The sequence below is a fragment of the Pseudomonas sp. S34 genome (genome assembly GCF_009866745.1).
Taxonomy (GTDB): Bacteria; Pseudomonadota; Gammaproteobacteria; order Pseudomonadales; family Pseudomonadaceae; genus Aquipseudomonas; species Aquipseudomonas jessenii.
The window spans coordinates 6,135,195-6,148,118 of the sequence record NZ_CP019398.1 but is presented as its reverse complement, the minus strand read 5'-3'; the positions used below and the strand labels follow the sequence as shown (position 1 = coordinate 6,148,118).

At 59.7% G+C, this 12,924-nt stretch carries 14 protein-coding genes; 4 read left to right on the top strand and 10 right to left on the bottom strand.

Translation table 11 applies throughout. The features are described from left to right. Positions 1-3: 3 nt before the first annotated feature. From PspS34_RS27690 to exbB, 4 genes are all read right to left on the bottom strand, one after another. Positions 4-933 carry a hydrogen peroxide-inducible genes activator gene (locus PspS34_RS27690; protein ID WP_008047093.1) on the bottom strand — a complete coding sequence of 310 codons (930 nt, stop codon included), beginning with the start codon at positions 931-933 and terminating at the stop codon, positions 4-6. 251 nt (positions 934-1,184) lie between these two features. Continuing rightward, positions 1,185-1,934 (bottom strand): energy transducer TonB, encoded by a 750-nt coding sequence (locus tag PspS34_RS27685; RefSeq protein WP_015097375.1) that lies wholly within the window; start codon positions 1,932-1,934, stop codon positions 1,185-1,187. Continuing rightward, positions 1,931-2,359, bottom strand: coding sequence for a TonB system transport protein ExbD (gene exbD, locus PspS34_RS27680; RefSeq protein WP_154860885.1), 429 nt, complete (start codon positions 2,357-2,359; stop codon positions 1,931-1,933). The genes PspS34_RS27685 and exbD overlap by 4 nt, the downstream gene beginning before the upstream one ends. Before the next feature lie 6 nt (positions 2,360-2,365). Next, the gene (gene exbB / locus PspS34_RS27675; protein ID WP_150812724.1) at positions 2,366-3,337 is read right to left on the bottom strand and encodes a tonB-system energizer ExbB; all 972 of its coding nucleotides are present in this window, start codon (positions 3,335-3,337) and stop codon (positions 2,366-2,368) included. Positions 3,338-3,525: 188 nt separating this feature from the next. On the opposite strand from exbB, the gene PspS34_RS27670 reads away from it, so the two are divergent. Then, a complete protein-coding gene (locus tag PspS34_RS27670; protein ID WP_150812725.1) occupies positions 3,526-4,383 on the top strand; it encodes an SDR family oxidoreductase in 858 nt (285 codons plus the stop codon). Between the two features lie 141 nt (positions 4,384-4,524). Here PspS34_RS27670 and PspS34_RS27665 read toward each other — a convergent pair whose 3' ends face one another. From PspS34_RS27665 to PspS34_RS27640, 6 genes are all read right to left on the bottom strand, one after another. After that, a complete protein-coding gene (locus PspS34_RS27665) occupies positions 4,525-5,265 on the bottom strand; it encodes a hypothetical protein (protein WP_154860886.1) in 741 nt (246 codons plus the stop codon). Positions 5,266-5,332: 67 nt separating this feature from the next. Further along, positions 5,333-5,713: a RidA family protein gene (locus PspS34_RS27660; protein WP_003229509.1), complete on the bottom strand. Its 381-nt coding sequence runs from the start codon at positions 5,711-5,713 to the stop codon at positions 5,333-5,335. 24 nt (positions 5,714-5,737) lie between these two features. Then, positions 5,738-7,843, bottom strand: a complete 2,106-nt coding sequence (gene spoT / locus PspS34_RS27655) for a bifunctional GTP diphosphokinase/guanosine-3',5'-bis pyrophosphate 3'-pyrophosphohydrolase (protein WP_008047084.1) — start codon at positions 7,841-7,843, stop codon at positions 5,738-5,740. Between the two features lie 57 nt (positions 7,844-7,900). Beyond that, positions 7,901-8,164 (bottom strand): DNA-directed RNA polymerase subunit omega, encoded by a 264-nt coding sequence (gene rpoZ / locus PspS34_RS27650; protein WP_007921129.1) that lies wholly within the window; start codon positions 8,162-8,164, stop codon positions 7,901-7,903. 167 nt (positions 8,165-8,331) lie between these two features. Continuing rightward, positions 8,332-8,952, bottom strand: coding sequence for a guanylate kinase (gene gmk, locus PspS34_RS27645; protein WP_046038947.1), 621 nt, complete (start codon positions 8,950-8,952; stop codon positions 8,332-8,334). 12 nt (positions 8,953-8,964) lie between these two features. After that, positions 8,965-9,828 (bottom strand): YicC/YloC family endoribonuclease, encoded by an 864-nt coding sequence (locus tag PspS34_RS27640; protein WP_057712739.1) that lies wholly within the window; start codon positions 9,826-9,828, stop codon positions 8,965-8,967. A gap of 268 nt (positions 9,829-10,096) precedes the next feature. Between PspS34_RS27640 and rph the strand changes: the two genes are divergently transcribed. From rph to gltS, 3 genes are all read left to right on the top strand, one after another. Beyond that, a complete protein-coding gene (gene rph / locus PspS34_RS27635) occupies positions 10,097-10,819 on the top strand; it encodes a ribonuclease PH (RefSeq protein ID WP_057395880.1) in 723 nt (240 codons plus the stop codon). A 28-nt stretch (positions 10,820-10,847) separates the two neighbouring features. Further along, positions 10,848-11,216, top strand: a complete 369-nt coding sequence (locus tag PspS34_RS27630) for a DUF4870 domain-containing protein (protein WP_057712740.1) — start codon at positions 10,848-10,850, stop codon at positions 11,214-11,216. Positions 11,217-11,609: 393 nt separating this feature from the next. Continuing rightward, complete coding sequence (gltS, locus tag PspS34_RS27625) at positions 11,610-12,818, top strand: sodium/glutamate symporter (protein WP_150812729.1); 1,209 nt, start codon at positions 11,610-11,612, stop codon at positions 12,816-12,818. Positions 12,819-12,924 lie beyond the last annotated feature (106 nt).

Below are 12,924 nucleotides of genomic sequence, written 5' to 3'. Positions count from 1 at the left end.
TGCTTAGCCCGCAGCGACTTGCGCCGCTGGCTTGGCCACCGAGCACAGGCGAATGGAGTCGGCGAGGATTTCAATCGCTTTCGGGCGCGGGAAGCTGGCGCGCCAGGCAATGGCCACGGTGCGGAACGGTACGGGTGCCGACAACGGACGCACCTCGATTACGCCGGGGGCGTAGTGATGGCTGTCGACCGCCGACAACGGCAGGATCGAAATCCCGAGACCCGAGGCGACCATGTGGCGAATGGTTTCCAGGGAGCTGGATTCCACCGTGGTGTGCTTGGCGCCGTCGTTGCCTTTGGTCAGGGTCGGGCAGGCTTCCAATACCTGATCGCGGAAGCAGTGGCCTTCGCCGAGCAGCAACAGGCTCTTGTCATTGAGCAGGCTGGCGTCGATGGATTCCTTTTGTGTCCACGGGTGCTGCGCCGGCATCAGCACGTAGAACGGCTCGTCGTAGAGCTGCAGGGTCAGCACGTCGGCTTCATTGAACGGCAGGGCGATGATGATCGCGTCGAGCTCGCCGTTGCGCAGTTTGTCGCGCAGCACGTGGGTGAAGTTTTCTTCGATGTACAACGGCATCTGCGGGGCGACCCGGTGCAGTTGTGGAATCAGATGCGGAAACAGGTACGGCCCGACGGTGTAGATCGCGCCGACTTTGAGTGGGGCGGTCAGCTGGTTCTTGCCGGCCTGGGCCAGTTCGCGGATGCCTTGGGCTTGTTCCAATACCTTTTGGGCCTGGGCCACGATGCCTTCGCCGACCGGCGTCAGGCGCACGGCGCTTTTGCTGCGCTCGAAAATCAGCACACCGAGTTCGTCTTCAAGCTTTTTCACACCCACCGACAGGGTCGGCTGGCTGACGTGGCAACGCTCGGCCGCGTGGCCGAAGTGCTGCTCTTGGGCGAGGGTAACGATGTAGCGTAATTCTGTGAGGGTCATAGCAAGCGTCCATGTAGTTGCGGGCCAAGCATACCGGCTGCAATCGATAGACGCACGTTATCAGACTGAGACTGTCGCGTGACACCGGGTTATACCGGTTTGCCGCTGGCAGATAAGCGAAAGGCACCTTTCGGTGCCTTTTATCGTTGAAGCGTGATCATGGGGGGGCGGGCTTGCTCGCGAAAGCGGTGTGCCAATCAACATGGATGTTGAATGTGTCGGCCTCTTCGCGAGCAAGCCCGCTCCCACATTTACCGCCGGCGTTTTTCCAGCGAATAAACAAACGGTGCAACGATTTCGATGGAGCCATTGGTCAGCATGTCGGCCGGTGGCTTGGGCAGCGGTTGGGCGCGACGGATCATTTCCAGAGTGGCCCGGTCCAGATCGGCAGTGCCCGAGGCGCCTACCAGCTCAAACGACAACACATTGCCTTCGGCATCCACGACGAAACGCAGACGGTTCATGCCTTCCTTGCCCCGCGCCTGGGCACTTGCAGGGTACTTTTTGTACTTCTGCAGGTGTGCCAACAGCGTGCCTTGCCAACTGGCCTTGGCCGCCAATTGAGCAGGCGATGGGCCCGGCGCAGGCTGGGCGGATTTCTCCGTTGGTGCCTGAGTCTGTTGCGTTTCGGCAGGCTTTTCCTCGGCCGGTTTTTCCTTCGGCGGTTCGGGTTTTTTCTCTACCGGCTTGGGCGGTTGCGGCTTCGGCTTGGGTTTGACCGGCTTGGGCACGGCAATTTCAGCTTTCGGCGCTTCAGCGAGCTTGGGTATCGGCAGTTCTTCAACCGGAGCCGGTGGCTGCGGCGGGGTGACGACCTTCGGCGGGGCAGGCGGTGGCGGGGCAGGAACCGGTGCCAGTTCGACCATCATTGCCTGAGGGGGCAATTCGATGGGCGGACGGGCGGACCAGTTCAACGCCAGCGCGATGGCCAGCGCGTGAACGCCCAGCACCACGGCCAGGCTACCGCTGTAACGCGTCAGCTTATGGCGCGTCGTGATCATTTCTTGGCTGCCGTCTCGAGTCCGACCAGACCTACCTTCAGGTAACCGGCGGAACGCAGGTTGTCCATCACGCTCATCAGGTCGCCGTAATCCACGCCTTTGTCGGCCTGGAAGAAGATTGTCGTGTCTTTCTTGCCCTGGGTCTTGGCGTCGAGGGTGGCGCCGAGTGCTTCGGCCTTCACTTCGTCTTCACCAAGGAACAGGCGCTGGTCAGCCTTGACGCTGAGGAACACCGGTTTCTCTGGCCGCGGAGCCGGCTTGGCGGTCGAGGCGGGCAGGTCGACCTTGATGTCCACGGTGGCCAGCGGAGCCGCCACCATGAAAATGATCAACAGCACCAACATCACGTCAATGAACGGCGTAACGTTGATTTCGTGGTTTTCGGCCAGATCGTCGTCTGCCCCTTCTTTCAAATGCAGGCCCATGGCCGATTACCCCACTTTCACCATGTGCGGTTGCGAGCTGCGCTCAGGCTGGTGGTCGAGGTCGCGGCTGACCAACAGCAGGACCTGTGCGGACGCATCGGACACCTGAGCCTTGTAACCGGCGATGGAGCGGGCAAAGACGTTGTAGATCACGACCGCAGGGATAGCTGCAACCAGGCCTAGCGCGGTAGCCAGCAAGGCTTCGGCGATACCGGGGGCGACGACGGCGAGGTTGGTGGTCTGGGTCTTGGCGATGCCGATGAAGCTGTTCATGATGCCCCACACGGTACCGAACAGGCCGACGAACGGCGCGGTGGAACCGATGGTGGCCAGCACGCCGGTGCCGCTGCTCATGTTGCGACCGCAGGCCGCGACCAGGCGCTCAAGACGGAAGCTGACGCGTTCCTTGATGCCTTCTTTCTCACGGCTGTTGACCGACAGGCGCATCTCCTCAAGGGCGTCATGTACCAGCAGGTTGGCCAGGGTGCCTTCCTTCGCCGCGGTGGCGCTGGCTTCCTTGAGGGAGGTGGATTTTTTCAGTTGAGCGATTTCACCGCGCAGACGACGCTTGGCGCCCATCAGCTCAAGACCCTTGGCGATCCAGATGGTCCAGGTGATGATCGAGGCGATGGCCAGGCCGATCATCACGATTTTCACGATGATGTCGGCGTTCTTGTACATGCCCCACGGCGACAGGTCGTGGGCCATGCCCAGGGTGTTGTCGGCTTCGAGGACTTCAGGGACGTCTTCACCCAACGCTTCTGTCGGTGCGGCCTGGGCAGGATCGGTCGCGACCGGAACAACGGCCGGGGCGGCGTGATCGGCCGGCGCAGGCGCGGTGGCGGCTGGTGTGGCTGGCGCCTGGGCATCGGCGAAAGCGGCGACTGGCGCGAGCATCAGGCTGAAGAACAGGGCGGCCACCGCGCTCCAGGCGCGAGGTCGTTTGGTTGGCGAAGCGGAGAATTGATTGCGTGTCATGCTGGCCGGACCTGAGAGAAAAAACGGGTGATGTTCTTCCAGGCCTCGAAGGCCGAGAACAAAAGTGGGGAGGCATTATTGCAAGTAATTCTTGTTAACAGAAGTAATAGCGTCTCTTTTTTTCCTGCATTACTAGCCGCCTGTCTGTTGCCGGCGCTAGTCTGTGGCTTTCCGATGGGAGTTTTCTGATGTCTGCGCCTACTGTTTTGATCGCCGGCTGCGGTGATGTCGGCAGCCGCCTGGCCACACAATTGCTGGCGGCGGGATGGGAGGTCCATGGCCTGCGACGCGACGTTTCACGCCTGCCCAAGGGCGTCATCGGCGTGGCCGGTGACCTGTTCAACAAAGACTGCCCGGACACTTGGCCAATCGGCGCCGTGGATTACCTGGTGTATTGCGCGGCGGCCACCGATCACGACGAAGCCGGTTACCGCGCTGCGTATGTTCAGGGTCTGGAGCATGTGCTGGAGTGGCTGGACGACTACGGGCAGATGCCCAATCGCCTGTTGTTCGTTTCCAGCAGCAGTGTCTACGGTCAGCAGAATGGCGAATGGGTCGACGAGGCTTCACCGGCCGTGGCGGCGGGCTATTCCGGACGTGTGATGCTCGAAGCCGAGCAACTTGCCCTCAAGAGCGGCATTCCGGCCAGTATCGTGCGCCTGACCGGCATTTACGGTCCCGGCCGTGAATGGCTGCTGACCCAGGTGCGCCGGGGTTATCGCGTGGCGGTCGAGCCACCGTTGTATGCCAATCGGATTCATGCCGACGATGCCGCAGGGTTGATCGCGTGCCTGCTTGAGGCGGATCGGCGAGGCGTGGCGCTGGATGATGTCTACATCGGCGTCGATGACGCGCCGGCAGCGCTGGCCGATGTGGTGGGCTGGTTGCGCGAATATCTGGGTGTGACCGAATGGGCCGATGACGACAGCGTGCGTCGCACTGGCAGCAAGCGCTGCAGCAATGCGCGGGCCAAAGCGTTGGGCTGGACGCCGAAGTATCCGAGTTTTCGCGAGGGGTATGCGGCGATCATTGAAGGGCGCTGCTGACATTCAGTCACCAGAAACCAAAATGTGGGAGCGGGCTTGCTCGCGAAAGCGGTGTATCAGTCAACATCAACGTTGAATGATAGATAGCCTTCGCGAGCAAGCCCGCTCCCACATTAAAACTTCTTTGCAGCTAGATCCGGGTTATTGCTTCTCCAGCAACCACTTGCGATCACCCGGCGTGTACTGAGGCATCTCGTCCGCCTGCGCCGTGTTCACGGTCTGGAAAATCTCCAGCTCTTTGCCCTTGCGCGCAAAGATCCAGGCGCTGCCCTGGCCATTGAGTTGCAGCCACATGTTGTCATTGCCGCCGCTCATGGATGCGCAATCGCCGGCCAGGCACAACGCATAGCGGTCGCTGCCCGGCAGGCCGGTCACCTGGCCGTCGGCCTGGAATTGAACCGTGTTGCCTTCGCCTGGGCCGTTGACGATTGTCCAGCCGCCACCCATGTAGGCTGAATACAGGGCACGCTCGAAGGTGGCACCCATCGGTGCGCCATCCGGTACCTGGATCTGTACGCGGTCGAAGACTTGCTCAGGCTCATTGTCGCTGGCGGACTGGCTCAGTTGCTTGCCGTCACGCTTCAGCTCACTGGCCGAGCTGCCATAAAAGTCGACTTTCCAGGCGCCGGAGTCTTCACCCAGCAGCTTGCCATCGACATTTTCAAAACCGTTGGTGTAGCGGGCCTGACCGGCCTTGGTGTTGATGTCCCATTCCAGGTTCGGGCCATAGGCCTGGAGCGCTTCACGCAGGGGGACGCCTTTGGCGGCAGCATCGATCGCCACCTGGTTGATCCAGGTGCCGCTGATGTCACGGTCGGCAGGGTTGCTGGCACATCCGCCCAGGAACAGGGCAAGCAGCGAGAGAACAAGCGCGTTGCGCATGGTGGAATCCTTTCAAGCTTTCTTTACAGCAGAGCAGTCGGCGCAGCCCGAGGCTGCGCCGTACGCATTACTCGATGACCAGGATGGCATCCATTTCGACCTGCGAACCCTTTGGCAGGGCGGCTACGCCGATGGCGGCGCGTGCAGGGTAAGGCTGGTCGAAGTACTTGCCCATGATCTCGTTGACCTTGGCGAAGTGGCTCAGGTCGGTGAGGAAGATGTTCAGCTTGACGATGTCCTTGAACGAACCGCCGGCAGCTTCAGCCACGGCCTTGAGGTTCTCGAATACCTGGACGGTCTGGGCTTCGAAGCCTTCAACCAGTTCCATGGTTTTTGGGTCCAGGGGAATCTGACCCGACATGTAAACGGTATTGCCAGCCTTGATCGCCTGGGAGTAAGTGCCGATGGCGGCCGGGGCCTTGTCGCTGGTGATAACAGTCTTGGTCATGTAGGACTCCTTGTAATTAGGGGCTTAGGCGCGCATGCGGGTGATGCGAATCACCCCGGTCAAGGCGCGCAGTTTCTTGATCACGCGGGCCAGGTGCACGCGGTCGTGCACGCTGACCACCAACTGGACCACGCTGATGCGCCCATCGCGTTCGTCCATGCTGATTTTCTCGATGTTGCCGTCGGCGGCGTTGACGCTGCTGGCCAGCAGGGCGATCAGGCCGCGCTGGTGCTCCAGCTCGACGCGCAGCTCGACGTTGAATTCGCCGGTGACATCCTTGGCCCACGAGAGCTGGATGCATTTTTCCGGGTTGTGGCGGATTTCGCTGATATTGCGGCAGTTGTCCAGGTGCACGACCATGCCTTTGCCGGCGGACAGGTGGCCGACAATCGGGTCACCCGGGATCGGCGTGCAACACTTGGCGTAGCTGAGCACCAGGCCTTCGGTGCCGCGAATCGCCAGCGGGCCTTCAGGGCTTGGCAACTGTTCGCCTTCGCCCAGCAACCGGCGGGCCACTACATAGGCCATGCGATTGCCCAGGCCGATATCTTCCAGCAGGTCTTCGATCAGTTCCAGGCGGTACTCGACCAGCATGGCCTTGACGCGCTCGGCCGGGATTTTCTCCAGCGAGCTGTCGAACCCGTTGAGGACCTTGTTCAGCAGGCGCTCGCCGAGGCTGATGGATTCGGAGCGGCGTTGCAGCTTCAGTGCGTGGCGTATGTGTGTGCGCGCCTTGCCGGTGACCACGAAGTTGAGCCAGGCCGGGTTCGGCCGTGCGCCGGGAGCGCTGACGATCTCGACCGTGGAGCCGCTTTGCAGCGGTTCGGACAGCGGCGCGAGTCGACGGTTGATCCGGCAGGCGATGCAGCTGTTGCCGACGTCGGTGTGCACCGCATAAGCGAAGTCGACCGCCGTGGAGCCCTTGGGCAGCTCCATGATCCGGCCTTTGGGCGTGAACACGTAGACCTCGTCCGGGAACAGGTCGATCTTCACGCTTTCGATGAATTCCAGCGAGTTGCCGGCGCGTTGCTGCATTTCCAGCACGCCCTTGACCCACTGGCGGGCGCGGGCATGGGTGCCTTTTGGCTGCTCGTCGCCGCTGGATTTGTACAGCCAATGGGCGGCGATGCCGTTGTTGGCCATCTCTTCCATTTCGCGGGTGCGGATCTGGATCTCGATCGGCACACCGTGCATGCCAAACAGCGTGGTGTGCAGCGACTGATAGCCGTTGGCCTTGGGGATCGCGATGTAATCCTTGAAGCGCCCCGGCAGCGGTTTATATAAGTTATGTACAGCACCCAGCACGCGGTAGCAGGTATCGACCTTGTCGACGATGATCCGGAACGCGTAGACGTCCATGATCTCGTTGAAGGCCCGACGCTTGCCGCGCATTTTCTTGTAGATGCCGTAGAGGTGTTTCTGGCGACCGCTGACCTCGCCCTGAATGCCATCGATGGCCAGGCAGTGGCTTAGGGATTCTTCGATCTTGTTGACGATTTCCTTGCGGTTGCCCCGGGCGCGTTTGACGGCCTGGTAGATCCGCGCGGAACGCATCGGGTGCATGGCCTTGAAACCGAGGTCTTCGAATTCTATGCGGATGGCGTGCATGCCCAGCCGGTTGGCGATGGGCGCATAGATTTCCAGGGTTTCCTTGGCGATGCGCCGGCGTTTTTCGCCGGACAGCACTTCCAGCGTGCGCATGTTGTGCAGGCGGTCGGCCAGCTTGACCAGGATCACGCGAATGTCGCGGGCCATGGCCATGGCCATTTTCTGGAAGTTTTCGGCTTGTGCCTCGGCCTTGGTCTCGAAATTCATCTGGGTCAGTTTGCTGACCCCGTCGACGAGTTCGGCCACGGTTTCGCCGAACTGCGCTTGCAGCGCTTCCTTGGCAATACCGGTGTCTTCGATCACGTCATGCAGCATCGCGGCCATCAGGCTCTGATGGTCCATGTGCATGTCGGCAAGAATATTCGCAACCGCGAGTGGGTGCGTGACGTACGCCTCGCCGCTACGGCGGCGTTGGCCGTCGTGGGCTTGTTCGGCGTAGAAATACGCCCGGCGGACCAGGTTGACCTGGTCCTTGCCGAGGTAGGTCGATAAGCGATCGGCGAGGGCGTCTATGCTCGGCATGATGTCTCCTGCCGTAAGCTTTTATCCCGCGCCGTGCTACGTCGACCAGGCATAGGCTTAGACGGCCTCGTTGGACTCGTCCTCGAATGCAGCAAAAAGCGGTTCATCTTCAACGATTTCGGCTTCGGCGATAGCTGCGTAGTCGATCAGGCCTTCAGCGATTTCGCGCAGGGCAACGACGGTAGGCTTGTCGTTTTCCCATGCTACTTTCGGCTCTTTGCCGCCGGTGGCCAGTTGACGGGCACGCTTGGTAGAGAGCATGACCAGCTCAAAGCGGTTATCCACGTGTTCTAGGCAGTCTTCAACGGTTACGCGGGCCATGGTCTTCCTCGTAGCAAATGCAATATGCGCGCTGCCCGGATGGGCGAGCGGACTCGACAGTTTAAAAAATCACCAGCGTTTAGGGAAGCGCTGATTTTTTGACCAAGCCCTTCAACGCGCTGCAAGTACCAATGTAAAGCCCTTGCAGCGGTTTTGGGAAGAGCTGATTAACCGAGCAATTCAGCCAGCAATTTGCCGTGACGCTGTTGCTGACGCTTTTGAATCAGCTGATTGGCGCGGAAAATCGCCTTCAGATCGTGCAGCGCGTGGGCGAAATCGTCGTTGATGATCAGGTAGTCGTAGTCGACGTAGTGGCTCATTTCGCTGACGGCTTCGCGCATCCGGCCGTCAATGACTTCGTCACTGTCCTGGCCACGATTGGTCAGGCGCTGGTGCAGGGCCTGCAATGACGGCGGCAGAATGAAGATCGAGCGGGCCTGAGGCATCAGCTTGCGCACTTGCTCGGCACCTTGCCAGTCGATTTCCAGAATCAGGTCGTGGCCTTCGTCCAGGGTTTGCTGCAGGTGGCTTTGCGAAGTGCCGTAGAGGTTGCCGAACACTTCGGCACGCTCAAGGAAGTCCCCGTGCTCGATCATCTTCACGAATTCGCTACGGTCGACGAAGTGATAGTTCACGCCATTCACTTCACCGGGGCGCATGGCGCGGGTGGTGTGGGAGACCGAGACGCGGATCTCCGGATTTGCGTCGGTCAAAGCCTTGACCAGACTGCTCTTGCCCGCGCCCGAAGGAGCGGAAATGATGTACAGGGTGCCGGTGCTGTGTGTCATGTCGGGGTAGCCTTACTCAATATTCTGCACTTGTTCGCGCATCTGCTCGATCAACACCTTGAGGTTGACCGCAGCCTGGGTGCTGCGCGGGTCGAAGGCTTTGGAGCCCAGTGTATTGGCTTCGCGGTTGAGTTCCTGCATCAGGAAGTCCAGGCGCCGACCGGCGGCGCCGCCGGATTTGAGCACCCGACGAACTTCGATGATGTGAGTGCTCAGGCGATCCAGTTCTTCGGCGACGTCACTTTTTTGCGCGAGCATGACCATTTCCTGCTCCAGGCGCTGCGGATCCATCTCGGCCTTCATGTCGGCGAAACGGTCGAGGACTTTCTGGCGCTGGGTGGCGAGCATTTGCGGGACCAGTTCGCGCAAGGTCACCACGTCTTCTTCGATGGCGCTCAGGCGCTCGTTGATCAGTCGCGCCAGCTCCGCGCCTTCGCGCTCGCGGCCGGCCTTCAGCTCCTTGAGGCCCTGATTGAACAGTGCCAGCGCTTCGGCGTTCAAGGCTTGCGGGTCGGTGGCGTCGCCTACCAGTACGCCGGGCCAGGCAAGGACTTCCAGCGGGTTCAGCGCTGCCGGGTTCTTGATCAGGCTGGCGATGGTCTCGGCGGCGGCGACCAGTTGCGCGGCGCGCTCCTGATCGATTTGCAGCGCCTTGCCGGTGTTTTCTTCGGTGAAGCGCAGGGTGCATTCAAGCTTGCCCCGCGATACACCCTGGCGCAGGGCTTCACGAACAGCGCCCTCGAGGTCGCGAAAGGACTCCGGCAGACGCAGGTGGGGTTCCAGGTAGCGGCTGTTGACCGAGCGCAGTTCCCAGCTCAGGGTGCCCTGGACGCCGGCTTTCTCGACGCGGGCAAAGGCGGTCATGCTGTGCACCATGGAGGTACCTCGCAAGGCAGATCGGCACAGAACCAAGGTTCCGGGAATCCGATATCAATGAATTAAAGCCGACTGGCAGCAAAGGCGCAGGATTGTAGCGCAGTGGCGCGGATGCGCCCAAACACACAGTGTGACAAAGAGCGGCAGGCCTGCAGCGGCGCGCGGTACAGAGCCCTCGGTCGTCGGCGGATTTTTTTAGAAGTGCCCAGTGGCGGCCGTCGGCTCTATAATGCTCCGCAGTTTTCCGTCCCCAGTACAGGTACTCCCTATGATACGTCCAAGTGGTCGCGCTGCCGATCAGCTCCGCTCGATCCGCATCACCCGCAACTACACCAAGCACGCCGAGGGTTCTGTGCTGGTCGAGTTCGGTGATACCAAGGTCATCTGCACCGTCAGCGTTGAACCGGGCGTACCGCGTTTCCTGAAAGGACAGGGCCAGGGTTGGTTGACTGCCGAGTACGGCATGCTGCCGCGTGCTACCGGCGAGCGTAACCAGCGTGAAGCCAGCCGTGGCAAGCAAGGCGGCCGCACCCTGGAAATCCAGCGTCTGATCGGTCGCTCCCTGCGCGCTGCGCTGGACATGTCCAAACTGGGCGACATCACCCTGTACGTCGACTGCGATGTGATCCAGGCTGATGGCGGCACCCGCACGGCTTCGATCACCGGCTCCATGGTGGCGCTGATCGATGCCTTGAAAGTCATCAAGAAGCGTGGCGGCCTGAAGGGCGGCGACCCGGTCAAACAGATGATCGCCGCTGTTTCCGTGGGCATGTACAAGGGTGAACCGGTGCTCGACCTCGATTACCTGGAAGACTCGGCCGCCGAGACTGACCTGAACGTGGTAATGACCAGCGCTGGCGGCTTCATCGAAGTCCAGGGCACTGCCGAAGGCGCGCCGTTCCAGCCTGAAGAGCTGAACGCCATGCTCGAACTGGCCAAGAAAGGCATGAACGAGATCTTCGAACTGCAAAAGGCCGCCCTGGCCGACTGACCGGGCTGCTCCAGACAAGGAGGACACCATGAGTGACGAGCAACTGCCGCTGCCCACGCCGAGCCAAGAGGCGCGTCAGTGGGCCATGTTTTGCCACTTGTCCGCCTTGCTGGGGATCTGGATTCCGTTCGGTACGATCATCGGCCCGCTGATTCTCTGGCAGATCAAGCGCGAGATGGATCCGTTCATCGATGCCCAGGGCAAGGAAGCGCTGAACTTTCAGATAACGGTGGCGATCGCCTCGGCTATCTGCTTCTTGCTGATGCTGGTGATTATCGGGTTCTTCCTGTTTGGCCTGATCGCGATCGGTGCGCTGGTGCTAACGATCATTGCCGGGGTGAAGGCCAATGAAGGGCAGCCTTATCGGTATCCGTTCACATGGCGGTTGATCAAGTAAGCCAAGACACTGCTGTTGTTTGACGCACACTTCAGCGCAATTCAAAACAAATGCCCCGACATGTCGGGGCATTTGTTTTTTTGCAATCAGATTAATCTCTATTATTGCGTGTTTTGTCGCTCGCTATTCAAACTAAGTTAATTCGTGCGCATAATATTTTTTACACGTTTAGACACAAACTGCAAAGCTCAGTGCCGCTTGTAGGCTTGGCAATTGGACTTGGCGGTTGATAAGGTTGGCCCAAGTAATATTTATCAAGAAATATTTCGATATATTCAGACCATTGACGGCTCCTGAATCTAATACCAATCAGTGTTGAGATCCATCAACCTGTTCAAGAGGCGTGTCCAGGTAAAAAGTTCGCCCCTGAATATATAAGCAAGAATATCCAGAATGCTTCAGCTCGATTTTTATGGAACATTAGTAGCGGCCTCTTTAGTACTTTTGCTGGGGCGCGGACTTGTCACGCGTGTCGGTTTTTTACGCGCCTACAATATCCCCGAACCTGTAGCGGGTGGCCTGGTGGTTGCCTTGGTTCTCCTGGTTTTGCGCGGCTTTGATGCTGAGGTCCGGTTCGACACTTCGTTGCAGACACCCTTGATGTTGGCGTTTTTCGCCACCATTGGCTTGAGTGCAGATTTCGCCAGCCTGAAGAAGGGCGGGCGGGTGGTGGGTGTTTTCATACTGGCGGTCACCGGGCTTTTACTGGTTCAGAATGCCATGGGTATCGGTCTTGCGAGTCTCTTGGGGCTCGATCCCTTGATGGGCCTGCTGACAGGCTCGGTTACGTTGGCCGGCGGTCACGGTACGGGTGCTGCATGGGGGGCTACGTTCAGTGAGAAGTACGGTCTGGCATCTGCCTCCGAGCTTGCGATGGCCTCTGCGACGTTTGGATTGGTGCTGGGCGGATTGATCGGTGGGCCAGTTGCTCGCCACCTCATCAAGCGCGTACAAGTACCCGGCTGCGTTGATCAAGAAAAACCACGGGTGCCAAAAGGCTTTGAACAGCCAAACAAAGAGCGCTCGATCACACCCTTTTCGTTTATCGAGACGCTCGCGCTGATCGCCGTCAGCCTGCTGGCAGGTACTCTTCTGAACGAGATGCTCCACGGAAGCGCATTCGAGTTGCCGACGTTCGTTTGTGTCTTGTTCGTGGGTGTACTTTTGCGAAACGGGCTTTCAGCGCTTGGCTTGTATCAAGTGTTTGAGCGTGAAGTCTCCGTGCTTGGGAATGTCAGCTTGTCGCTGTTTCTGGCAATTGCTCTCATGTCACTCAAACTCTGGGATCTGGCCGCATTGGCTTTGCCGATCTTCATCATCCTGGCGGCGCAAACGCTGGTCATGGCGCTGTTTGCGATTTTCGTGACGTTCAGGGTCATGGGTAGTAACTACGATGCGGCTGTACTGGCGGCAGGACACTGCGGTTTTGGACTGGGGGCCACGCCAACTGCCATCGCTAACATGCAAGCGGTGACGCAGCGCTACGGGCCTTCGCAGATAGCGTTCCTGGTGGTGCCCATGGTGGGCGCTTTCTTCATCGACATCATTAATGTCATTGTGATCAAGTTGTATCTCGCTCTGCCGTTTTTCGCCGCGGCTTGAAGTTCTGGTCGATGGGAACCTCTGGATAGAGTGCATAAAAAATGCCCGTATCTTGCGATACGGGCATTTTTTCGACCATCCGTCACACTGCTCAGTGAAAAATCAC